The sequence below is a fragment of the Actinocrinis sp. genome (assembly GCF_035650855.1).
Classification (GTDB): domain Bacteria; phylum Actinomycetota; class Actinomycetes; order Streptomycetales; family Catenulisporaceae; genus Actinocrinis.
Genome location: NZ_DASRGV010000086.1, coordinates 1 through 22,131 on the forward strand (window position 1 = coordinate 1; position 22,131 = coordinate 22,131).

Here is a 22,131-nt window from a genome sequence, read left to right on the forward strand (position 1 = left end):
TGCCAGCTGATCGACTCCTCCGACGAGTGGATCAGGACCCGCACCGGCATCCAGGAGCGGCGCTGGGCCACCGCCGAGGAGACCGTCGGCGTGATGTCCCTGGCCGCGGCCGGCAAGGCGCTGGCCTCCGCCGGGATCGAGCCGGAGCGCATCGGCTGCGTGGTCATCTCCACCGTCACGCACCTGTCGCAGACCCCTTCGCTCGCCGCCGACGTGGCCAACCAGCTCGGCGCGATAAACGCCGCGGCCTTCGACATCTCCGCGGCCTGCGCCGGCTTCTGCCACGGCCTGGCCCTCGCGCAGGACATGATCCGCGGCGGCTCGGCCGAGTACGTCCTGGTCATCGGGGTCGAGCGGCTGAGCGACCTGACCGACATGAACGACCGCTCCACCGCGTTCATCTTCGGCGACGGCGCGGGCGCCGCGGTGGTCGGCCCGTCGCAGACCCCCGGCATCGGCCCGGTGGTGTGGGGCGCGGACGGCGGCCAGCTCGACGCGATCGGCCAGACCTTCTCCTGGGACGCGCTGCGCCACCAGCCCGACCTCGGCTTCCCGGCGCTGCGCATGTCCGGCCAGCAGGTCTTCCGCTGGGCCTCCTACCAGATGGTCCCGGTCGCGAAGAAGGCGCTCGAGCGGGCCGGGATCACCGCCGACCAGCTCGACGCGTTCATCCCGCACCAGGCGAACATGCGGATCACCGACGCGATGATCAAGGCGCTCAAGCTGCCGGAGCACGTGCCGGTCGCCCGCGACATCGCGACCCAGGGCAACACCTCCGCGGCTTCCATCCCGCTGGCGATGGAGCGGATGCTGGAGGAGGGCGAGGCCCCGCACGGCGGCGCCGCGCTGCTGATCGGCTTCGGCGCCGGACTGGTGTACGCCGCGCAAGTCGTCGTGTTGCCGTAAATGTACGCTGCCCTGGTTTGATGAACCCCGGGCGCGCGGCACCCGCTTCGCGCCCCGCAGTCCACCCGATGCAGTAACAGAATCCGAGCAGGTAAGGAAACCGGAAAATGGCTACCCAGGAAGAAGTCCTCGCGGGCCTCGCCGAGATCGTGAACGAAGTGGCCGGGATCGAGGAGAGCGAGGTCCAGCTGGACAAGTCGTTCACCGGCGACCTGGACGTCGACTCGCTGACCATGGTCGAGGTCGTGGTCGCCGCCGAGGAGAAGTTCGACGTGAAGATCCCGGACGACGAGGTCAAGAACCTCAACACCGTCGGCGACGCGGTCAGCTACATCCTCGCGCACAGCAGCTGAGGCCGACCCCGGCCAACCGGGTGCTCGGCCGACCCGGCACTCCCGGCTGACCCCGCGTCAGCTCCTCGCAGCGGCCGAGCACTCGACCCGGCGGTACAGCGTCCGGCGGCGTCGCCGCCCCACGCTTCCGCCTTCCGAAACGCAGTCACAGCGTACGTACAGATTGGGACAGACTTGTCGGCGTCAACTGAGAGCGCGGCCCCCCGCCGCACCGTGGTGGTCACCGGCCTCGGCGCCACGACTCCGCTCGGCGGTGACGTGGCCACGTCCTGGGCGGCGCTGCTGGCCGGGCGTTCCGGAGTCAGGCCGCTGACCGAGGAGTGGGCCGAGGGCCTGCCGGTCCGCATCGCGGCCCGCGTCGCGGTCGAGCCGAGCGAGGTGATGAAGCCGGTGGAGCGCCGCCGGCTGGACCGCTCGGCGCAGTTCGCGCTGATCGCCGCCCGCGAGGCCTGGAAGGACGCGGGCCTCGACGGCGCACAGGTCGACCCGGAGCGCCTCGGCGCCGTGGTCGGCTCCGGCATCGGCGGCGTGATCACGCTGCTGGACGCCTACGACGTGCTCAAGGAGAAGGGCGCCAGGCAGGTCTCCCCGCGCACCGTGCCGATGCTCATGCCGAACAGCCCGGCCGCGTATGTGGGCCTGGAGTTCGGCGCGCAGGCCGGTGTGCACACCCCGGTCTCGGCCTGCGCCACAGGTTCAGAGGCGGTCGGCTACGCGCTGGAGATGATCCGCACCGGCCGCGCCGACATCGTGGTGGCCGGCGGCACCGAGGCCCCGATCCACCCGCTGCCGATCGCCGGCTTCGCCAACATGATGGCGATGTCGAAGAACAACGACGAGCCGCAGCGCGCCTCCCGCCCGTACGACAAGGCCCGCGACGGCTTCGTCCTCGGCGAGGGCGCGGGCATCATCGTGCTCGAATCCGCCGAGCACGCGGCGGCCCGCGGTGCGCGGGTATACGCGGAGCTGGCCGCGGTCGGCCTGTCCGCCGACTCGCACGACATCGCCCAGCCCGAGCCGACCGGACGCGGCATCAGCGCCGCGCTGCGCCACGCCCTGGCCGACGGCCGGATCGACCCGGCGCAGATCGTGCACCTCAACGCGCACGCCACCTCGACCCCGCTCGGCGACGTCGCCGAACTCGTCGCGCTGCGCGCGGTGCTCGGCGAGGCGGCCGAGAACGTGGCCATCTCCGCCACCAAGTCGATGACCGGGCACCTGCTCGGCGGCGCCGGCGGCGTGGAGACGGTGTTCTCGGTCCTGGCGCTGCGCGAGCTGCTCGCCCCGCCGACGATCAACGTCGACGACCTCGACAACGAGGTGAACCTGGACATCGTGCGGGTCGAGCCGCGCCCGCTGCCGGCCGAGACGAGCGCGGGCCCCGCGGTGGCGCTCAACAACTCCTTCGGCTTCGGCGGACACAACGTGGTGCTCGCGCTGCGCCGCGTCTGACGATCGGCCCGCGCAGGAACCGAGCCGCCCGAAGCTGGCCGTCCCTTCCAAGGCACCGGCACTTTTAGGAGAGCCGTCCACCATGACCGCTGTCGTAGACACCTCCGAGAAGCCCGCACCCGCCGGCACCCCCAAGGCGGCCGACCCTGCCAAGCCCGCGAAGCCGTCCCGCGAGGACGACCCGCGCAACCCGCTCAAGCGGCTGGCCAAGCTGTTCGACTCGGGCACGGTCGAGCTGCTCACCCCGTTCGACGACTCCGGTTTCGTGGCCGCGCAGGGCCTGATCGAGGGAACCCGGGCGTGCGCCTACGCCTCGGACCCGACCGTCCAGGGCGGCGCGATGGGCGACCTTGGCTGCAAGGCGATCCTGGTCGCCTACGAGAAGGCGCTGGCCGACGGCGTTCCGGTGATCGGGCTGCTGCACTCGGGCGGCGCGCGCCTGGCCGAGGGCGTGCTCTCGCTGCACGCGGTCGGGCAGGTCTTCGCCATGCAGACCCGCGCCTCGGGCAAGATCCCGCAGATCTCGCTCGTGCTCGGACCGGCGGCCGGCGGCGCCGCGTACGGACCCGCGCTCACCGACATCGTGGTGCTCGGCCCGGCCGGGCGGGTGTTCGTCACCGGCCCTGAGGTCGTGCGCTCGGTCACCGGCGAGGCGGTGGACATGGACCGGCTCGGCGGGCCCGAGCCGCACGGCCGCCGCTCCGGCGTGGTGCACGTGGTCACGAGCAGCGACGAGGACGCCTTCGCCAACACCCGGCGGCTGGCCTCGCTGCTTGGCGACCAGCGGACCATGGACCTGGACTCGATCACCGAGCGGGACCTGGCCGGGCTGCTGCCCGAGTCGCCCAAGCGCGCCTACGACGTGCACCCGCTGGTCAACGGCGTGCTGGACGGCTCCGGCGTGGAGCTGCACCCGAAGTGGGCGCCGAACATCGTCACCACCCTCGGCCGGTTCGGGGGCCGCACGGTCGGCGTCATCGCGAACAACCCGCTGCGGCTCGGCGGCTGCCTCGACTCGGCCTCCGCGGAGAAGGCCGCGCGCTTCGTGCGGATGTGTGACGCTTTCGGAGTTCCGCTGGTGGTCCTTGTGGACGTACCGGGCTACCTTCCCGGCGTCGGCCAGGAGTGGGACGGCGTGGTGCGCCGCGGCGCGAAGTTGCTGCACGCGTTCGCCGAGGCGGTCGTGCCGCGGGTCACCCTGGTCACCCGCAAGACTTACGGCGGCGCGTACATCGCGATGAACTCGCGCGCGCTCGGCGCCACCCGCGTCTTCGCCTGGCCGACGGCCGAGGTGGCGGTGATGGGCGCGGTCGCGGCGGTGCGGGTGCTGCACCGGCGCAAGCTGGCCGAGGTGGCCGAGGACGTGCGCCCGCGGCTTGAGCTCGAACTGGCCGCCGAGCACACGCGGGTGGCCGGCGGGCTGGACAAGGCCGTGCAGATCGGCGTCGTGGACGAGGTGGTCGAGCCGACCGCGACCCGCCGCGCGCTGGCCGCCGCGATCGCCGCCGCCCCGCAGCGCCGGGGGCAGCACGGAAACATTCCGCTCTGATCGCGCGGAAAAGCCGCGTGCCAGCCAGTGATTTATAAGTGGTCGAATTCAGCGAACCGGGGCGGCGCCGTGCCGCGGTCCCGGTTCGTCCCTTTTCGGATTAGCACGCTCGTTCCGACGTGCCCCCGCGTGCGTCCATCCCTCGAACGAGTGAACCACAAGCCCGGGTGCTTCTGACATTCCGGACCGTAGTCTGGTTGTTGGATGGCGTTCCCCTTGCGTCATCGGGTATGTACCTATCGAGTCGGGAAGGATCATGCGCGGTTAGTCGGACCTGCGGCACGGCGAAGGGAGGGATGCCCGGTGTGGATCGGATACCGGTCGGTGTTCGGCGTGGACTGGAAGGAAGCCAACCGCGGCCCCGAAATCGCCGCCGACCGGATGGCCCGCTGGCTGGCCCGCGAGGGATTCGACGCCGAATTCGACGCCGTGCCGGGACGCTACCGGGTCGGCAACGGCGCCGTGCTGACGCAGACCGAGGCCGCCGAGTCCGGGCGGTTCAAGGCGGTGCGTTACCGACTCAAAGAGGCGCCGCGCGCGGGCGTGCACTGGTACACCTCGCTGACTTTCGTCTCGCTCTCCCGGCGGGCCGACAAGGAATTGCGCGAGCACGGCTACTTCCTCATCGAGGTGTCGGCGCGCGGTTCGGATCCCTCCACGCCGATAGACGAGCGGGTGCGCACACCCGACCTGACCGGCCTGGTGCTTGAGGCGGTGACCGCCACCGACGGCCCGGCCCGGCTGACCACCTGCCCGCAGACGATCACCGCGCGCGCCGTGGACGATCTGATCAACGTGTTATGCGATCCCGGGCGGCGGATGCCCGCGGTGGTGGCGGTGCCCGCCGACGGCGACGACCTGGAGCAGTGGCGGGACCGCTTCGCCGAGGCGACCAGGTACCTGCACGGCATCGCCTCGCTCTACCTGCTCGACGACGAGGCCGGCCACAAGCTCAACAACGAGTTCGAATACCACTGGACAACGGCCGCGCTGCGCACCTTCCATCCGCTGGTGGACCCGGCCTCGCGCGAGGACGGCGAGCGGCACCCGGTGCTCAAGGGCGACCGGCTCGACTACGAGATGGACGCCGTCCAGGCGATCCTGACCCACCGCATCCGGCAGGCCACCGCCGCGGCCCCGCTGCCCGAACCGCTCGCCGACGTGGGCGACGCGCTGTTCCGGGCGAACGAGCAGCAGCGCGCGGACGAAGCGCGCCAGCGCAGGATCATCCGGGATCTGCAACCCTGCGGCCTGAACGGGTCCGGCGCCGCGGGCGCGCAGGTGGTCGGGGAGGCAGACGCCGCCGGCGTGGTCACCGCCGCGGAGCCGGAGCCGAGCCCGTTCGACCTGCTCATCGACTCCTTCGGCGACTTCCCCAACCTGCTGGTCACCGCCGAGGAGGGCCCGATGCGGGCGCTCGGCCAGCACAAGGACGCGGCCACCTTCGCCGCCAAGGCCCGTGAGGCGCTGGCCGCCCTCGACGCGTATGTCGCGCTGCGCCGCGCGGGCGGCTGGGACGGCGGCGGGTTCCGGATGTACTGCGAGGACTCGCGGCACGGCGGCCGCATCTACCCGGCCACCCAGGTCGCGGCGCAGGAGTCTGACACGGTCAGGCAGGACCCGCGGATGGCCGAGCAGCGCCGGTTCCGGGTGCCGCGCACCGTGTCAGAGTCCGGGTACACCGAGTTCTGGGCGCACATAAAGATCGGCAGTTCGGGCCAGGTGGCGCCGCGGCTGCATTATCTCGACGACACGAACGGCCCGACGGGCTGCGTCATCGTGGGCTACCTCGGCCACCACCTGAAGAACACCCGGTCCAGCTGACCCGGCCGGTTGGGGCCGGGTCCTGGAACTGCGGCCCGCGCTACCAGACCACCTGTACCTCGTCGCCGATGTGCAGGAAGCCGAAGACCCACGCGGCGTTGCCCGCGCTCAGGTGCACGCAGCCGTGTGAGCGCACGTACACCGAGCCCTCGTGGAAGGCCTCGCCGCCGTCGAAGAACACGGAGTACGGCATCGGGGCGTTGTTGTAGATCGTCGAGTACCACATCCGGTTCTTGCGGTACACGTGGAAGGTGCCGACTTCCGTTCCGTAGCCGGAGCGGCCGGTCGCGACGCGCACCGGACCGCGCACGACCTTCCCGTCGCGGACGAACCAGGCCAGCTGCCTGGACAGGTCGATGCAGGCTACGGCGCCCGCGGAACACGGAACGCCGGGGGCCTTGGCGGCCGTCTGCGGCGGCGCGGCGCTGCGGGTCGACGGCGCGGTGGCCGGTACCGCCTGCTTGGCCGTGCTCGGCGCCGTCTGGGGCGCCGCGCTGGTCGCGGGCGCCGACGAGGGCGAGGGCGAGGGCGCCGCGGCCGCGGGTGAAGGGGAGTTCGCCGACGTGGCCGTCAGCGGTTTGGCCTCAGCGGCCGGGGACGCGTTGGCCTGGGCCGCGCAACCGGCGGTGACGCCCGCGAGGGCGAGCGCCGCGCCGGACTTGGCCAGGACACGGGATATTCGTCGCAACTGGCACCACCCACTTCTCTCGGACCGTCCGCCCCCACGGCTATGGCAATGCTCTTCGCTGTGGCAACTTCAAGACGACTCGGGAACCGCGCAGGTTGCGGCCGTTATGACCCTGTGCTGAAACAGAGCCGCGCCGAGAAACCGACGCGGCTAGACGCAGGTGTTCTGATTCCACAGCACGATGCCGGGGCGTGCGTGCTCGAATCCGAGCGCGCAGATCGCCGCCGTGCCGAGGATGAAGTACGCCCCGGCCGCCGCCGGAAGGCCGAGCCAGCGCGCGGCCAGGATCCGCAGCACGTGCCCGTGCGCGACCAGGGCCACGTCGCCGTCGTGCGCGTCCGGCGAGCCGGGCAGCACCAGGGGCTTGACTCGCTCGATCACCCGGTCGCAGCGCTCGCCGACCTGATCCGCGCTCTCGCCCGGGGGACCGTCCGGCCCACCGGGGATCACCCCGTCAGACCAGAGGTACCAGCCGGGCCGCTCCTGCTGGATGTCCTTGGTGGTGCGGCCCTCGTAGCCGCCGTAGTCCCACTCCCACAGGTCCGGGTCGACGCCCTGGACCGGCAGCCCGGCCAACTCCGCCGTGCGCCGCGCCCGCGTCGCCGGACTGGACCAGGCCGCGACGATGTCCCGCCCGGACAAAGCTTTTCCGGCCATCCGCGCCCGCGCCTCGCCCTCGGCGGTCAGCGGCACATCCGTGCGCCCGGTGTGCCGTCCGCTCTTCGACCATTCGGTCTCGCCGTGCCGCAGCAGGATGATCTCTCCCATACTGCAACGCTAGCGCTCCCTGGCAGGATGGGCCGCATGGAAGAGACGAACGGGAGCGGACCGCTCGCCGAAGCCCGCGCCATCGACGAGCGGGTGTGGGCCGCGTTCACCGAGGCGACCGGCTTCATGCCGCAGGACGAGGCGCGGGCGCTGTACGCCGCGGCGCTGGCCGGCGCGCTGGTGGGGCCGCTGGTGGAGGTCGGCACGTATCTCGGGAAATCCGCCATCCTGCTGGCCGCGGCGGCCCGGGCGCACGGCCGCAAGCTGCTCACCGTGGACCACCACCGCGGCTCCGAGGAACACCAGCCGGGCTGGGAGTACCACGATCCCGGCCTGGTCGACCCCGAGGTCGGGCTGCTCGACACGCTGCCGGGCGCGCGCCGGACGCTGGCCCGCGCCGGGGTCGAGCGCGACGTCATCCTCATCGTCGGACGCTCGCCCGAGGTGGCCGCGCTGTGGAGCACCCCGCTCGGATTCGTGTTCATCGACGGCGGGCACACGGATGAAGCCGCGCAGGCGGATTACGCCGGTTGGGCGCCCCTGGTGGCTCCGGGCGGCTTACTGGCCATCCACGACGTCTTTCCCGATCCGGCGGACGGGGGACAGGCACCGTTCCGAATCTATCGGCGCGCGCTGGAGTCCGGATGGTTCGCGGAGGATCCGGATTTGAGCGGCACCGGCTCGCTCAGGGTGCTGCGCCGGCTGTGACGCGCCCGCGTTCGGCGCGTCCTAGCGCTTGATGATGACGCCGCCGATGGCCGCGGTGCGCTCGGCCAGCTCCGGGCCGGGGCCGGTGCCGTCCGGGTGCCAGTTGGTGATCGGCACCAGGCCGGGATCGATGAACTCGTAGCCGTCCACCAGTTCGTGCACATGCTGCGCGGTGCGCGGGGTCAGCTCGATCTGGTCCTGCGCCAGCGTCTTGTCCAGGGCGTTGTTGACTTCCTCTGACTCGACCTCGACCACGTGGAAGAGGGCTGCCATGCTGTCCGGCGCGACCCGCTGCATCAGGTAGTCGAGCGCGCGCCTGGCCCGCCGGTCCGAGGCGATGTAATCGAGCATCCCGAACAGCAGCAGGCCGACCGGCTGGTCGAAGTCGAGCTTCCCGATCAGGCCGGGGCGGGAGAGGATGTCCTGCGGCTCGCGGAAGTTGCCGCCGATCACGGTGACCGGCGGTCCTGGCCGGCCGACCAACAGGGCCCTGGCGTGGGCCAGCGAGATCGGGTCGTCGGCCACGTACACGAAGGTGCGGGTGTCCGGGGCGCTCTCGCCGGCCGCCTGGTCGTTGCTGTTGGCGATGGTGATCGCGGCGCCCATCTGGAGGAACTGGCGGATGCCGTGCTCGGCCAGCTTGCGCACGGCGCGGCGGGTGAACGCCTCGGCGGCGCGCGCGGTGATGACGGTGTCCGGACGGGCCTTGATCAGCGCCTCTGCGGCGTCCCTGTCGGCCTTGAAGTGGTCCTTGCCGCCGATCAGGTAGTTGAACATCCGGTTGGGGTGCGGGACCGAGGTGTCGATCTGCGGCGGTTCCCAATTGGAGGCGAGCTCCTGGTCCCAGGGCGTGTGCCCGTCCACCATCCTGCCGCCTCCCCGATCCGTCCGCCGCCGCTTCAGATCTCCGCGCCGCCGACCCTTGTCGGCTCTTCCTGAGAAGGGTACGCCGCGCGGCTGTATCACGGTACCTTTTGGGCCATTCCGATGGCCCGTCTCAGTGCCGGCGGTCGCCCGAGATCGTCTGAGCACTGATTTCACCGTCGTCGACCCCGCCGCGCCTGACGGCTAGTCAGCCGCGGCGGGGCCCGACGGCAGGGCGGGCCCGGGGTGGGGGACCGAGGCCGGCCCGCGTCGTCTCATCGCAGTTCGCGCATTACCGGGACTGCTTTTTTCCACTGCTCTCGCTGCCGTCCGGCCTTCGGCGTCGCTCCCGCTTCGCGGCGGTCACGGCCGCCGAACGCCGACCGGAGGCCGACCCGCCGAATGCAGGCGGGTGCCCCGATCAGGCCAGGTCGTCGAACTCGCCGTCCTTGGCGCCGGCCAGCAGGGCACTGATTTCAGCGCGGGTGTACACCAGCGCCGGCCCGTCGGGGAACCTCGAGTTGCGCACCGCGACCGAGCCGTCCGCGAGCTCGGCGAACTCGACGCAGTTGCCCTGCGAGTTGCTGTGGCTGCTCTTGCGCCAGGCGGCGCCGACCAGGTCGGTCGCCGGAATTCCGTTGTAGGGGGTGGGAATGGTCATCTTCGCTCCCGGATTCAGGTTCCGCTTCGGTGGGTGGACCCGTCAGGGCTGATGGTTCCGGCCGCGGCGGGATGTGGGGGATGTAGGAACGTCCGCCGGGGGACTAGAGCCGTCGCGCGCCGGTCCCGGACACGCTGTAGGTGCGGGAGCGTCTGATGGCTCACACGGTACGTCCCATGCAGAAGATACTGCGGATGCGAGTGCTGATGCACGTGCATCCGCAAAAAATCTGGAAATCTTCATGGTTCCGCCCCTGGCGAATCCTGGCGCACGTCAAGAAGGCCCTTCCCACGCGGGGGAACGGCCCAGAGTCGATCTTCTGACGGTGTTTCAGCGATCTTGCCGCGCCTACCGATGCGGCCGCATTTGCAGATGCCCGGTCGATCGGCCGGGCTCCCTGGATCGCGCTGGGGAACTCGAGAAGGAGCCGCGGCGCGGGCGCCTGGATACGAGAGTGCCGCCGGCAAGCCCGATTGCGCGGCGGCTCAGTTCACTCGAAACGAGGCAGGTACGCCTCGTGCCTGCTGTGGTGCTTGAACGTTCGTGCTCTGCGAGTGCTTCGACGCGGTGGCGTCACTGCACGTCGAAGCGCGCCCAGACGACCTTTCCGGTCGGCTCGTGGGACCAGCCCCAGGCGGCGGACAGCGCGTCCACCAGCAGCAGGCCACGGCCGGACTCGGCGGTGTCCCCGGCCTGCTCCGGGGTCGGAGGCAGCGGGCTTCCGTCCGCGACGCGGCAGGTCACGGCCCTGCCGTCGTACTCGAGGTCGAGCCTGATCCCGGCGCCGGCGGCCGCCCGCCGGTCCCCGCGAGCGTGCAGCAGCGCGTTCGTGATCAGCTCGGAGATCACCAGGTCCACGTCGTCGGCGAGGGCGGCGAGCCGCCACTCGGCCAGCGCGGCGGTGGCGAACCTGCGGGCCGTGCCGGCCGACTGCGGCGACGCGGGAAGGTCGAGGCCGGCACTGCGTACCGGTTCCCCCGGCCGATCCTCGTCGGCGCGCGTGGACTCAGACTGCATGGAGGTTGCGATGGACATATGGGCGTCCGTGGGGTCGAGGCGGATGAGGCGACGACTGTGCTGGTGGTGCCTGCCGTTCTCGGCTTGCTCGCTGGTAGTACACGGTGTGGCGGTACTCCGTTCGCGCTCCGGTGGGTGCGGCACACGCTCGGTGTGAATCAGCATTCGCCCATTCTTGGGATTTAGCAAGAGCCGATGCAACTGCAAACGTAGCGAATGCCGATGCAAGTGCATCGTAGCGCCGAGTGACGTCTTGTCACGCCCTGTTGCTCGAAGAGAACTTCAATTCTCCGGGGGACGGTGGCAGACTGGCTCCACGCCGGACGCCGCGACGCCGCGTCCGCGCCGTCGGGCGCTACACCTCGCCCGGCCGTGAGAGCAGCGGGAACCGGTAGAACAGACGCCGCGCGGCAGCGCCCGTACGGCCCCGGACGGGGAGAGGGAGCGGATGGACGGAGTCGGCGACAGCTCGACGGTGCGCCGCATACTCCTCGGATCCCTGCTACGGCGGCTGCGTGAGTCCAAGAACATCTCGATGCGTGAGGCCGGCTACCACATCCGGGCCACCGAGTCGAAGATCAGCCGCCTGGAGACCGGAAAGGTCTCGTTCAAGGAGCGGGACGTCGAGGACCTGCTGACCTTCTACGGCGTGCTGGACGGCAAGGAGCGCGACCAGGTGCTCGACCTGGTGCGCGAGGCGAACGCGCAGGGCTGGTGGCACAGCTTCAGCGAGGTGCTGCCGTCCTGGTTCGAGGCCTTCATCGGCCTGGAGTCGGCGGCCTCGGTCGTGCGCACCTACGAGGTGCAGTTCGTGCCCGGACTGTTGCAGTGCCCGCAGTACGTCGACGCTGTGCTCTCCTCGAACCGGGCGCAGAGCACGACCGACCTCAGGCGCCGGATCGAGCTGCGCCAGCGACGGCAGGCCGCGCTCGAGCGGGACGACGCGCCGATCCTGTGGGTGGTGCTGGACGAGGCGGCGCTGCGCCGCCCGATCGGCGGGCCCGAGGTGATGAAGGCTCAGATCGCCTACCTGATCGAGCAGGCGGAGCGGCCGAACATCACGATCCAGCTGCTGCCGTACTCGGTGGGCGCGCACGCGGCCGAGGGCGGCGCCTTCACGCTGCTGCGGTTCGCCGAGGCCGACCTGCCGGACGTGGTCTACCTCGAGCACCTGACCGGCGCGCAGTACATCGAGCGGCCGGAGGACGTGGAGCAGTATGCGCGGGCGATGGACCGGATCTCCGTGGACGCGCTGCATCCCGAGGCGACGCTGGAAGCCCTGAAGGCGTTGCTCAACCCCTGATTCGGTGGGCTCGCGGCCGGACTCGGCCGCGCGCCGTTCGGCCCTGTGCTGCCGTGTGGGGGCCGTCTGGCGCCGTCGCGCGCCCCCATCGAATCAGCGCGCTGAAACGCAGGACTCGGCGACGCACTCGACCGGCAGCGGCATCGGCAGGGCCTCGCCGCCGAAGACCGCGCGCGTCGCCGGCTCGCCGCCGAGCGCGGCCAGCGCGAGCAGCATCGAGCCGGCTGTCCACGAGGTCTTCTCCTGCGGCCAGATCGCTAGGTCGGCGAACACGTAGCCGGTCCAGTACATCCCGTCTTCCTCGTCGCGCAGCTGCGTGCTGATATCGGCCAGCAGTCGGCGTGCCTGCCGCTCCCGGCCGACCGCCCACAGCGCGATCGCCAGCTCGCAGCTCTCGCCTCCGGTCACCCACGGATGGTCGTCCACACAGCGGACGCCCAATGACGGGACGACGAACCTGTCCCAGTCCTCGTCGATACGCCGCCGGGCCGCCTCGTCGCGCAGCACCGTGCCGAGGACCGGGTAGTACCAGTCCATCGAGTAGCGCTCTTTCGGCGTGAACCGCTCGGGGTGCACCGTGAGCGCGTGGCCGAGCCGGGAGAGGGCCAGTTCCCACCCGGGCTGGTTCTCGCCGAGCGCGGTCGCGGTGGCGACGGCGCATCGCAGCGCCTGGTACATCGAGCTGCACCCGCTCAGCAGCGCCTCGTCGCCGTCCGGGTTCCAGCGGATCGCGCCGTCGGCGCGCTGGTGCCGCAGCACGAATTCGATGGCTGCGACGACGGTCGGCCACAGCTCGGCCAGGAAGCGGCGATCCGCGGTGGCGAGGTAGTGGTGGTAGACGCCGACCGCGGGATACGCACTGAAGTTCGTCTCGCGCGTCTTGTCGGTGACTGCGGCCACTGATACGCCCTCAGGCGTATCAGCGTAGTTCGCGAACCAGGAACCGTCAGCGTTCTGCGTCCGGGCCAGCCACAGATACGCGCGGCGCGCCGCCTCGTGTTCGCCCGCGGCGTCCAGGGCCATCGCGGACTCGACGTGGTCCCACGGGTCGAGCTTGTCCCCGGCGAACCACGGAATGGCGCCGTCCGGCCGCTGCAGGGCCCTGATGCCACCGACGGTCCTGGCTATGCCGGGCGCGTCGAGCAGCCCGGCCGCGATCAGCTGCGCGGCCGTCATGCGCTCTTGACGGCGTAGACGACCAGGCTCTTGCCGAGCACCGGATTGAGCATCGCCTCGCCGACGCGGGTCAGCTTCGGCGCCTTCATGATGTCCCATACCAGCAGCTTGTGATACAGCCGGACCGGCGCGGCCTTCTCGTTGTCCACGCCGAGCGCGCACTTGAGCCACCAATACGGCGAGTGCAGCGCGTGCGCGTGGTGCATGGCGTAGGGGCGCAGGCGCTCGGACTTGAGCCTGCGCAGCACCTGGCTGCGCTGGTAGATCCGGACGTGGCCGCCCTCCACCTCGTGGTAGGCGTCGGACAGCGCCCAGCAGACCTTCTCGGGGAACCAGCGCGGGACGGTCACCGCGATCCGGCCGCCGGGTTTCAGGACCCTGCGCAACTCGGCGAAGGCACGCGCGTCGTCATGTAAGTGTTCGAGGACTTCCGCGGCGACGACCACGTCGAACGAATCGTCGGGGAATGGGAGCCGGTACGCGTCCCCGCGGACCGCCACCGCTCGCGCGTCCGCCGGAACCTCGCCCTGCGCGCGCATCGCCGCGAACATGGCGTTGACCGACTCGATCTCAGCGAGCGAATAGTCGAGCGCGACGACGTCCGCCCCCTTGCGCAGCAGGGCGAACGCGTGCCGTCCACCGCCGCAGCCCAGGTCAAGCACCCGGTCGCCCGGCCCGACCGGGAACCGGTCGAAATCGACGGTCAGCATGCGGGGGAGCCTTCCTGTGCGAGCTTCTCGAGCTCGGCGTCTGCGAACCCGTGTTCTGAGAGGCGGCCGTCGCCGAGCGCGTGATCCGGGCTCTGCGATGCGCCGCCGCCGCGCCGCGCGTCAATGTGTACCTGATAGCGCTCGGCCGTGGCCACGGCGGCCGCACGCCAGGTGAACCGGGACGCGGCACGCTCACGGGCGGCCGCGCCGAGCCGGGCGCGCAGCTGCGCGTCGCCGAGCACGCGGGTCAACGCCGCGGCCAGCGCCGGCGCGTCGCCCGGCGGCACGGCGAGCGTGGTCTCGCCGTCGGCCCCGGCCACCTCGGGGATCGCGCCGCCGGTCGTGGAGACCAGCGGCAGCCCGACGGCCATGGCCTCGACGGCGGGAAGTGAAAAGCCCTCGTAGATGGAGGGCACGCAGGCGGCTTCGGCGGAACGCAGCAGCTCGATCAGCTCGTCCTCGCTGATCCCGGAGACGAACCGGATGTAGGGCTCAAGGCCGTAGCGTTCGATCGCCCGGCTGACCGCGCCGCCCTCCTTCGCGGCGCCGACCACGACGAGCTGCGCGTGATCGTGCTCGGCGCGTACCTTCGCGAACGCTTCTACGAGCACTGCCAGCCCCTTGAGCGGCGAGTCCGCGCTGGCCGTGGTCACGATCCGGCCGGGCACCTTCGCCACGGCGGGCGAGGGCGAGAAGCGCTCGACGTCCGTGCCGATCGGGATCGTGGTGATGCGCTCAGGCGGTACCCCGAGGTATTCGGTGATCTGCGCCGCCGAGGACGAGGACACCGTGATGATCTCGGGCAGCCGGCGGGCCACCCGGGCCTGCATGCGCGTGAAGCCGTACCAGCGGCGCAGCGAGATCCGGCGGAAACCGCGCGCCTCGGCCAGCTCCAGCCCCCGGTCGACTTGGACCGGGTGGTGCACGGTGGCGAGGGTCGGGAAGCCGAGCCGGGGCAGCCGCAGCAGGCCGGTGCCGAGGCACTGGTTGTCGTGCACCACGTCGAACTCGCCGTGGCGCGCGGCCAGCAGGCGTGCGGCCCGCAGCGAGAAGGTGCGCGGCTCGGGGAAGCCGGCGGTCCACATCGTGCCGACTTCCAGCAGATCGATCAGGTCCCGGTACTCGCCGGGCCGCGGCGTGCGGAAGGGGTCCGGCTCGCGGTAGAGGTCGAGGCTGGGCACCGGGGTGAAGCCGACGCCCTCGTCGAGGATCGGATACGGCTGGCCGGCGAGGACCTCTACCCGGTGGCCGAGTGCGGCCAGCTCGCGGGAGAGGTTGCGTACGTAAACCCCTTGGCCGCCGGAGAATGGATTGCCGCGGTAACACAGCAGCGCGATACGCAGCGAACCCTGCGCTGCCTGCGCGTTCGCCACGCTCCGGGCGCCGGACTGCCCGACCTGATCCACGTCCGACTCCCTGGGTGCCGCCGCGAAAAGTGAATGCTACTACGGGCGGATTATGCTACCAGGCAGTAACAACTCGGGGCGTGCCACCCCGATCGCGGATCACCGCTCCTCAGGGCCGCCGAGCACCGGCTTGACGTCGATAACCGGCGTACCGTCGAGAGCTTCCAGGTCGTGCACCCGGAGGCTCAGCCCGGCCACCTCCGCGATACGCACCCGATGCAGCCCGATCGGGTTCGGCCGGTCCGGCGAGCGGGTGCTGAACACCCCGGTCTCCGGCCGGTCGGTCTCTCCGCGCGGGTGTACCGCCAGCACGTCGCGCCGCGCCTGGTCCAGCCAGGTGAGCACCAGCACATCGGTATCCGCCCGCAACTCTTGAGCCGCACGGGCGAACTCAGGTGCGAAGTCGAGCCACGCCTCGGGGGCGCCCTCGTCGCCCTGCCTCGGCGCGTCCTCGCGGCGCTTGAGTGGAGACCGGACTCGGCCGACGGGCCGGACGGAGAACTGCGCTGCCTCGTCGGTGGAAGCCGCATCCATGGCCGCCACGGTACGCAATCGGTGGCGGCCGTGCTTCTCGGTTCCTGACCGGGTGCGGCGGCCCGCGGGCGACAGTCGTGCGGTGCGGTGCGGTGCGGCGGGCCGGAGCCGGAACGCGGCCTCAGCCGACGGGCGCCGCGACGCCCGCTTGTATACGCCGCAGCAGGTCACGCAGCGTGCGGCGCTCGTCGTCACTGAGCGCGGCCAGCGGCTCGGCGGCGAAGTCCAGGTTCGCCCAGACCTTCCCGCTCACCTCCGCACCGACCGCGGTCGCGGCGACCAGCTTGACCCGCCGATCGGTCGGGCTCGGCTGCCGCGTCACAAGGCCCCGCGCCGCCAGCCGGTCGACCAGGCCGGTGATGTTGGACGGCTCACATTTGAGCACCGTCGCGATCTGGTTCATCGGCACCGGGTGGTCCGCGACCACGCCCAACAGTTTGGCCTGCACGCCGGTGAGGTCGTGAGCCGCGGCCGCGGCCTCGTATTCGTCGTGGAACCGGGTCGACATGTCGGCGATCAGGTCTACGACCTCACGGGTTATCGGATCACGCCGCATGAATCCATGGTACCCGGAAGGTTAAGCAGATGAAATATTTCAAACCCCGGGTCCGGTCAGTACAGTCCTTCGGGCGGGGACAGGCCGGGCGGAGAGGTGGTCGTGATGCGGGCGGCGCTGGTGCGGAAGGGCGGGCAAGAACGCACAGAGGTGCGCGACGACGTGGTGACGCGCGAGGTCGGGTCCGGTGATGTGAGGGTCCGGATTCGGGCCAGCGGGGTGTGCCATTCCGACCTGTCCGCGATGGCCGGCGTGCTGCCGAACAAGAAGCCGTTCGTGCTCGGACATGAGGGCGCCGGCGAGGTCGTCGAGGTCGGCGAACAGGTACCGGGGTTGAGTACCGGCGATCACGTCATCGTGTGCTGGGTACCGCCCTGCGGCAGATGCGCCGACTGCCTGAGCGGCGAGGGGAATCTGTGCACTGAGTTGTTCGCCAAGACTGCGCTGACCGCCAACTTCGCCGTCGACGGCGCGCCGCTGTATGGCATGTGCGGCACGGGCACCTGGGCGCAGGAGGTCGTGCTGCCCTGGCAGTGTGCCGTTCCGGTCGCGAAGGACGTGCCCTTCGACGTCGCGGCGCTGATCGGCTGCGGCGTGACAACCGGCGTCGGCGCGGCGCTGAACACCGCGCGGGTCGAGCCCGGATCCACGGTCGCGGTCATCGGCTGCGGGGGAGTGGGCATCGCGGCGATCCAGGGCGCGCGCATCGCCGGTGCCGCGGACATCGTCGCGATCGACCCGAGCGAAGCCAAGCGCGAACTGGTCGCGCGATTCGGCGCCACCCGGGCAGTCGCCCCGGAAGACGCACGAGCGGCGCGCGAGGAACTGACCGGGAAGCGCGGCTTCGACTACGTATTCGAGTGCGTAGGCCGTGGCGGCCTGGTTCGTCAGGCCTATGACTTGACCCGCCGCGGCGGCGCCGTAGTCGTCGTCGGCGCGGGAGCGCGGGACGATCAGGTCTCGTTCTCGATGGCAGAACTCTTCTACGACAGCAAGCGCATCCTGCCCACCTGGTACGGCGGCGCGGACGTGCGCGTCGAATACGGACGTCTGGTCCGCCTGTGGCGCACCGGACGGCTCGACCTGGAATCGATGATCACAGCGCGGCTGCCGGTCGAGCGCGTCGACGAAGCCCTTGACCAGATGCGCGCGGGAGAGGGCATCCGCTCGATCATCGAGTTCTGATTGGCCGCTCCGAGCCGCCCGCCCTCAGTACGTAAGTCAGCCCTCGTCCGCGGCGGCGCGCAGCTTGGCGAACTCCGCGGCCAGCGTCGCCGCGGTCCAGTGCGCGTTGAGGCCGCTCGGGTTGGGCAGCACCCACAGCCTGCTGTCGGCGATCTTCACGGGCTGCGGGCCGATCGTCGCGTCCTTGCGGCCGAACGCGGTCCGGTAGGCGCCTATCCCGAGGATGGCCACCCAGCGCGGCCGGTATTCGGCGACCTTTGCGGCCAGGATCGCGCCGCCGATCCGCAGCTCCTCCGGCCCCAGCTCGTCGGCGCGCGCCGACGCCCTCGACGCCACGTTGCTCAGGCCGAGGCCGAGGTCGAGCAGTTCTTCCTGCTGCCACGGGCCCAGCAGCCGCGGGGTGAATCCGGAGGCGTGCAGCGCGGGCCAGAACCGGTTGCCCGGGTTCGCGAAGTGCTTGCCGATCGCCGCCGACCACAGGCCCGGGTTGATCCCGCAGAACAGCACTCGAAGATTCGGGCCGAGTACGTCAGGGATCGTCTTCGCCTGCGCCGCGGCCAGCTGCTGCGGGGTCGGCCGGACGCGTCGGGCGGCGCTGTCCGCGATCGGCGGCACGGTTGTCGGGGTTTCGGGCTGGGAGGTCACATCGCCGCACCGTAGCATTCCTCCATGCCAACGCTCGCCGACGTGGTCGGGATTCTGGACGCCGCCTACGATCCGCGCTGGGCCGAGTCCTGGGACGCGGTCGGGCTGGTGTGCGGCGACCCGGCGGCCCAGGTGCACAAGGTGTTGTTCGCGGTCGATCCAGTGGACGCGGTAGTCGAAGAGGCGATCACCTGGGGCGCGGACCTGCTGGTCACGCACCATCCGCTGCTGCTCAAGCCGGTGCACGGCGTCGCGGCGACCAGCTTCAAGGGCCGCGCGGTGCACCGCCTGATCAGCAATGGTGTCGCACTGCTGACCGCGCACACCAACGCGGACGTGGCGAGCCCCGGCGTCTCCGACGCGCTCGCCCGAGCCCTCGACCTTTCGGTGATCGGACCGATCCTGCCCGCGGCCGGTGAGGGCGTCGCGCCGAACGGCTCGGCGGGCCGCGGCTCGGGTTCCGGGCGCGGCCTCGGCCGCTTCGGCGTGCTGTCCGAGCCCGAATCGCTGCGCGCGTTCGCCCAGCGCGTCGCGCTGGCGCTGCCGCCGACCAACGGCGGGGTGCGGGTGGCCGGCGACCCGGAGCGGACCATCCGCCTCGTTGCCGTCTGCGGCGGAGCCGGGGACGACCGCGAGCTGCTCGCGGCGGTGCGCGCGGCCGGGGCCGACGCGTATGTCACCGCCGACCTGCGTCACCACGCTGCCTCCGAAGCGCTCGAGGCCGGTGACTTCGCCGCGCCGGGCACCGGTCCCGCCCTCCTCGACGTGGCGCACTGGGCCAGTGAATGGCCGTGGCTTTCCGATGCCGCCGCGCTGCTGACCGCGGGGCTTGGCGAAATCCGTGAGCACCGCGGGCGCGACAGCGACCGGGAGCGTGAAGGGGGTCCGGAGCGCGGTACCGTTGAGATCCGCGTGTCCCAGCTGGTCACCGACCCCTGGACGTCGCACGCGCCGCAGAAGTGAAGACGAGGACCAGGAAGAGGTGCCAGCTGTGCAAGCCGCGCCCGCCGACCAGCAGCGACTGCTCGACCTTCAGGCGTTGGACTCCAAGCTGGACCAGCTGGCACATCGCCGCCGCACCCTCCCGCAGCTGGCCGAGCACGCCGCGCTGGAGACCCGGGCCGGACAGCTGCGCGACCTGCTCGTCGCCTCCACCACCGCGCAGTCCGACCTGGCCCGCGAGCAGCGCAAGGCCGAGGCGGACGTGGACCAGGTGCGCAGCCGTGCGGAACGGGACCGCAAGCTGCTGGACTCCGGCTCGGTCGGCGCCAAGGAGCTGTCCAACCTGCAAAGCGAGCTGGAGTCGCTGGCCAAGCGGCAGTCAGACCTCGAAGACATCGTGCTCGAGGTGATGGAGCGGGTCGAGGCCGCGGACGCGCGCACCGCCGAGCTGACCAAGCAGCGCGACGAGGCCGAGGCGGACCTCGCGCGGGTGACCACCACGCTGGCCGAGGAGCGGGCCGCGGTGGACAAGGACCTCGCCTTCGCCAAGTCGCAGCGCGACCTGCTGGCCGCGCAGCTGCCCGCCGATCTGCTCGCGCTCTATGAGAAGCTGCGGGCGCAATACGGCGGCATAGGGGCCGCGGCGATCAAGCAGCGCCGCTGCGAAGGCTGCCGGCTGGAGCTGGACATCGCCGAGGTCAACGAGATCCGCGCCGCCGCACCGGACACCGTCCTGCGGCACGACTCCTGCCGCCGCATCCTGGTGCGCACGGCGGAGTCGGGGTTGTAGCAGCCGTGCGCACCCTGATCGTCGAGGCCGACGGGGCGTCGCGGGGCAATCCCGGCGCGGCCTCCTACGGCGCCGTGGTCCGCGACGGCGACACCGGCGAACTGCTCGGCGAGCTGGCCGAGGCGATCGGCCACGCCACCAACAACGTGGCCGAGTACCGCGGCGTGATCGCCGGGCTCGAGGCGGCCGCGCGCATCGATCCGCACGCGCGGGTCGAGGTCCGGATGGACTCGAAGCTCGTGGTGGAGCAGCTCTCGGGCCGCTGGCAGGTCAAGCACCCGGACATGAAGCCGCTGGCCGAGCGCGCCCGCGGGCTCTTTCCGGCGAACGGCGTGACCTTCACCTGGGTGCCGCGCAGCCAGAACAAGCACGCCGACCGGCTGGCGAACCAGGCCCTGGACGCGGCGGCCCGCGGCGAGGTGTGGAGCGCCGAGGTCCTCCCGGCCGGCTCGGGGCCGGCCGCGAGCGCTGCGACCGCGGCTCTCGCGCCGTCAGATCGGTCAGGCCACTCCGGCGCGCAGCTGTCCGCCTCTGACACCGAGGCCGATCGCGGCCGTGCGAGTGCGTGGGCGGTGCCGGCTGCCGGCGCCTCCGCCGATCTCGGCCTGCCGACCCGGCTGCTCCTGCTGCGCCATGGCTCGACTGCAATGACCGGGGAGAAGCGGTTCTCCGGGCTCGGCGGCGATCCGGAACTGATCCCCGATGGCCTAGCCCAGGCAGGGGCAGCCGCGCGACGGTTCGCCACCGCCGACGGCTCCGGTGATCCCCGATACGGCCGCATCGATGCGATCATCACCTCGCCGCTGCGCCGCACCCAGCAGACCGCGTTCGCCGTCGCCGGAGCCGCCCATATCGAACCGCGGGTGGAGGAAGGCTTCCGGGAGCTGGACTTCGGGGCCTTCGAGGGACTGACCTTCGCCGAGGCCCGCGCGCAGTACCCCGACCAGCTCGCCGCCTTCCTCGCCTCCACCGCGAGCCCCGCGCCCGGCGGGGAGTCCATCGAACAGGTGGCGGCCCGAGCGGCGGTCGCCCGGGACCAGGCCCTGGCCCGGTTTCCCCGCAAGACCGTGCTGATCGTCACACATGTCACGCCGATCAAGACGCTGCTGTGCCAGGCCCTCGGCGCGCCGCTGGACTCGGTCCACCGGATGGAGCTGGCCGCGGCCTCGCTCAGCGTGATCGATTACTACGGCGATGGCGTGACCAACGTGCGCTGCATCAACGACACAGCACACCTCTATCTATAGGCGCCGATCCGTAGACACCGTCAGATCTCCGCCACGACGACGTCGAACGAGCCGGGTGCCGCGCCGGGCTCCACCCGGAACCCGAGGTCGCGCAAGGCGTCCGCGAACTCCTCCGGCGTCTTCGGCTCGGCGCCGGCGCGCAGCAGGGCCCGCACCAGTCGTCCTTTCGTGGCCTTGTTGAAGTGGCTCACGACCGACCGCTTGAGCACGCCGCCGACCATCCGCTCGTGCATCACCCGGACCGTCACGGTCCGCGCGGCCGGCCGCCACATCCCGGTGTAAGCCGTGGACCTTAGATCGACCACGAGATGTTCATCGACGAGCTCTGTCAGCGGTCCGATCAACGCCTTGCGCCAGACCGCGGTCACCGAGCCGACCCGCGGCAGCTTCACTCCCGCGGAGCAGCGGTAGTAGGGAATGCGGTCCGACGGCCGAAGCACGCCCCAGAGCCCGGAGAATACAAGCACTGAGTCCTCGGCCCGCCGGTACGCCTCCGGGTCCTGTGTGCGCAATCCGGGCAGGTCAAGCGCCTCGTACAACACGCCGCGGTACACGTCGGCGGCGGGTGCGGCGGGCGCCTTGTCAATGATCTGATTGTATGCGAGCTCCTCGCGCTGACCCTCGCTCAGGCCCAGCGCCGCGAGCGCGGCGGCCGTCGGGCCGCGGCTCAGCCGGATCAAGGCGGTGACCAGCGCGTCCCGGGTCGGCGCGAGCCGCGGCAGCACCAGGGAACCGGAGATCACCGGTTCCGCGTCCGTCGGGACGGCCTTCCCTTCGGACGGCGGTACGAAGATGAACATTCTGGAACGATTCTCCGGCAAGGGTAGCTTTCGGCCTGGGGAACTCT

The 22,131-nt window shown here is 71.3% G+C and carries 23 protein-coding genes; 11 read left to right on the forward strand and 12 right to left on the reverse strand.

The window, feature by feature from the left end; all coding sequences use genetic code 11:
• The 5 genes from VFB40_RS06965 to VFB40_RS06985 form a co-directional block, all read left to right on the forward strand.
• Nucleotides 1-906: beta-ketoacyl-ACP synthase III (locus tag VFB40_RS06965; protein ID WP_324848466.1), on the forward strand; the 906-nt coding region annotated here is incomplete at its 5' end.
• A gap of 107 nt (nucleotides 907-1,013) precedes the next feature.
• On the forward strand, nucleotides 1,014-1,259 hold the full coding sequence (locus VFB40_RS06970) for an acyl carrier protein (protein WP_324839004.1): 246 nt from the start codon (nucleotides 1,014-1,016) through the stop codon (nucleotides 1,257-1,259).
• A gap of 174 nt (nucleotides 1,260-1,433) precedes the next feature.
• Nucleotides 1,434-2,711, forward strand: coding sequence for a beta-ketoacyl-ACP synthase II (gene fabF / locus VFB40_RS06975; protein WP_324848467.1), 1,278 nt, complete (start codon nucleotides 1,434-1,436; stop codon nucleotides 2,709-2,711).
• Between the two features lie 82 nt (nucleotides 2,712-2,793).
• Complete coding sequence (locus tag VFB40_RS06980; protein ID WP_324848468.1) at nucleotides 2,794-4,260, forward strand: carboxyl transferase domain-containing protein; 1,467 nt, start codon at nucleotides 2,794-2,796, stop codon at nucleotides 4,258-4,260.
• A gap of 303 nt (nucleotides 4,261-4,563) precedes the next feature.
• A complete protein-coding gene (locus VFB40_RS06985; RefSeq protein ID WP_324848469.1) occupies nucleotides 4,564-6,084 on the forward strand; it encodes a hypothetical protein in 1,521 nt (506 codons plus the stop codon).
• Between the two features lie 40 nt (nucleotides 6,085-6,124).
• On the opposite strand, the gene VFB40_RS06990 is transcribed toward VFB40_RS06985, so the two are convergent.
• Both VFB40_RS06990 and VFB40_RS06995 read right to left on the reverse strand, forming a co-directional pair.
• Nucleotides 6,125-6,772 carry a L,D-transpeptidase gene (locus VFB40_RS06990; RefSeq protein WP_324848470.1) on the reverse strand — a complete coding sequence of 216 codons (648 nt, stop codon included), beginning with the start codon at nucleotides 6,770-6,772 and terminating at the stop codon, nucleotides 6,125-6,127.
• 150 nt (nucleotides 6,773-6,922) lie between these two features.
• Nucleotides 6,923-7,540, reverse strand: a complete 618-nt coding sequence (locus tag VFB40_RS06995) for a histidine phosphatase family protein (RefSeq protein ID WP_324848471.1) — start codon at nucleotides 7,538-7,540, stop codon at nucleotides 6,923-6,925.
• A gap of 36 nt (nucleotides 7,541-7,576) precedes the next feature.
• Between VFB40_RS06995 and VFB40_RS07000 the strand changes: the two genes are divergently transcribed.
• Complete coding sequence (locus VFB40_RS07000; RefSeq protein ID WP_324848472.1) at nucleotides 7,577-8,248, forward strand: class I SAM-dependent methyltransferase; 672 nt, start codon at nucleotides 7,577-7,579, stop codon at nucleotides 8,246-8,248.
• Between the two features lie 21 nt (nucleotides 8,249-8,269).
• Here VFB40_RS07000 and VFB40_RS07005 read toward each other — a convergent pair whose 3' ends face one another.
• The 3 genes from VFB40_RS07005 to VFB40_RS07015 all read right to left on the reverse strand — a co-directional run bounded on the left by VFB40_RS07005 (nucleotide 8,270) and on the right by VFB40_RS07015 (nucleotide 10,808).
• Nucleotides 8,270-9,115: an SAM-dependent methyltransferase gene (locus tag VFB40_RS07005; protein ID WP_324848473.1), complete on the reverse strand. Its 846-nt coding sequence runs from the start codon at nucleotides 9,113-9,115 to the stop codon at nucleotides 8,270-8,272.
• Between the two features lie 418 nt (nucleotides 9,116-9,533).
• The gene (locus VFB40_RS07010) at nucleotides 9,534-9,773 is read right to left on the reverse strand and encodes a DUF397 domain-containing protein (protein ID WP_324848474.1); all 240 of its coding nucleotides are present in this window, start codon (nucleotides 9,771-9,773) and stop codon (nucleotides 9,534-9,536) included.
• 573 nt (nucleotides 9,774-10,346) lie between these two features.
• A complete protein-coding gene (locus tag VFB40_RS07015) occupies nucleotides 10,347-10,808 on the reverse strand; it encodes an ATP-binding protein (RefSeq protein ID WP_324848475.1) in 462 nt (153 codons plus the stop codon).
• A 430-nt stretch (nucleotides 10,809-11,238) separates the two neighbouring features.
• On the opposite strand from VFB40_RS07015, the gene VFB40_RS07020 reads away from it, so the two are divergent.
• Nucleotides 11,239-12,093: a Sco1979 family transcriptional regulator gene (locus tag VFB40_RS07020; protein ID WP_324848476.1), complete on the forward strand. Its 855-nt coding sequence runs from the start codon at nucleotides 11,239-11,241 to the stop codon at nucleotides 12,091-12,093.
• A 93-nt stretch (nucleotides 12,094-12,186) separates the two neighbouring features.
• Here the strand turns inward: VFB40_RS07020 and VFB40_RS07025 are convergent, their stop codons facing one another.
• From VFB40_RS07025 to VFB40_RS07045, 5 genes are all read right to left on the reverse strand, one after another.
• Entirely contained in the window at nucleotides 12,187-13,269 is a 1,083-nt protein-coding gene (locus VFB40_RS07025; protein ID WP_324848477.1) for a prenyltransferase, read from the reverse strand.
• Entirely contained in the window at nucleotides 13,266-13,979 is a 714-nt protein-coding gene (locus VFB40_RS07030) for a class I SAM-dependent methyltransferase (RefSeq protein WP_324848478.1), read from the reverse strand. The genes VFB40_RS07025 and VFB40_RS07030 overlap by 4 nt, the downstream gene beginning before the upstream one ends.
• On the reverse strand, nucleotides 13,973-15,352 hold the full coding sequence (locus VFB40_RS07035) for a glycosyltransferase family 4 protein (protein WP_349261372.1): 1,380 nt from the start codon (nucleotides 15,350-15,352) through the stop codon (nucleotides 13,973-13,975). The genes VFB40_RS07030 and VFB40_RS07035 overlap by 7 nt, the downstream gene beginning before the upstream one ends.
• A 132-nt stretch (nucleotides 15,353-15,484) precedes the next feature.
• The gene (gene tsaA, locus VFB40_RS07040; protein ID WP_324848480.1) at nucleotides 15,485-15,919 is read right to left on the reverse strand and encodes a tRNA (N6-threonylcarbamoyladenosine(37)-N6)-methyltransferase TrmO; all 435 of its coding nucleotides are present in this window, start codon (nucleotides 15,917-15,919) and stop codon (nucleotides 15,485-15,487) included.
• Nucleotides 15,920-16,040: 121 nt separating this feature from the next.
• The gene (locus tag VFB40_RS07045) at nucleotides 16,041-16,475 is read right to left on the reverse strand and encodes a MarR family winged helix-turn-helix transcriptional regulator (protein WP_324848481.1); all 435 of its coding nucleotides are present in this window, start codon (nucleotides 16,473-16,475) and stop codon (nucleotides 16,041-16,043) included.
• 105 nt (nucleotides 16,476-16,580) lie between these two features.
• Between VFB40_RS07045 and VFB40_RS07050 the strand changes: the two genes are divergently transcribed.
• The gene (locus VFB40_RS07050) at nucleotides 16,581-17,660 is read left to right on the forward strand and encodes a Zn-dependent alcohol dehydrogenase (RefSeq protein WP_324848482.1); all 1,080 of its coding nucleotides are present in this window, start codon (nucleotides 16,581-16,583) and stop codon (nucleotides 17,658-17,660) included.
• A 36-nt stretch (nucleotides 17,661-17,696) separates the two neighbouring features.
• Here the strand turns inward: VFB40_RS07050 and mug are convergent, their stop codons facing one another.
• Nucleotides 17,697-18,266, reverse strand: coding sequence for a G/U mismatch-specific DNA glycosylase (mug, locus tag VFB40_RS07055; RefSeq protein WP_349261373.1), 570 nt, complete (start codon nucleotides 18,264-18,266; stop codon nucleotides 17,697-17,699).
• Nucleotides 18,267-18,329: 63 nt separating this feature from the next.
• Here mug and VFB40_RS07060 point away from each other — a divergent pair, with 63 nt between their 5' ends.
• The 3 genes from VFB40_RS07060 to VFB40_RS07070 are packed head-to-tail and all read left to right on the forward strand — an operon-like array spanning nucleotide 18,330 to nucleotide 21,284.
• Nucleotides 18,330-19,268: a Nif3-like dinuclear metal center hexameric protein gene (locus VFB40_RS07060; RefSeq protein ID WP_324848484.1), complete on the forward strand. Its 939-nt coding sequence runs from the start codon at nucleotides 18,330-18,332 to the stop codon at nucleotides 19,266-19,268.
• Between the two features lie 28 nt (nucleotides 19,269-19,296).
• The gene (locus VFB40_RS07065) at nucleotides 19,297-20,037 is read left to right on the forward strand and encodes a zinc ribbon domain-containing protein (RefSeq protein ID WP_349261374.1); all 741 of its coding nucleotides are present in this window, start codon (nucleotides 19,297-19,299) and stop codon (nucleotides 20,035-20,037) included.
• 5 nt (nucleotides 20,038-20,042) lie between these two features.
• Nucleotides 20,043-21,284, forward strand: coding sequence for a bifunctional RNase H/acid phosphatase (locus tag VFB40_RS07070; protein WP_324848486.1), 1,242 nt, complete (start codon nucleotides 20,043-20,045; stop codon nucleotides 21,282-21,284).
• 20 nt (nucleotides 21,285-21,304) lie between these two features.
• Here the strand turns inward: VFB40_RS07070 and VFB40_RS07075 are convergent, their stop codons facing one another.
• On the reverse strand, nucleotides 21,305-22,084 hold the full coding sequence (locus tag VFB40_RS07075; protein WP_324848487.1) for a YaaA family protein: 780 nt from the start codon (nucleotides 22,082-22,084) through the stop codon (nucleotides 21,305-21,307).
• Nucleotides 22,085-22,131 lie beyond the last annotated feature (47 nt).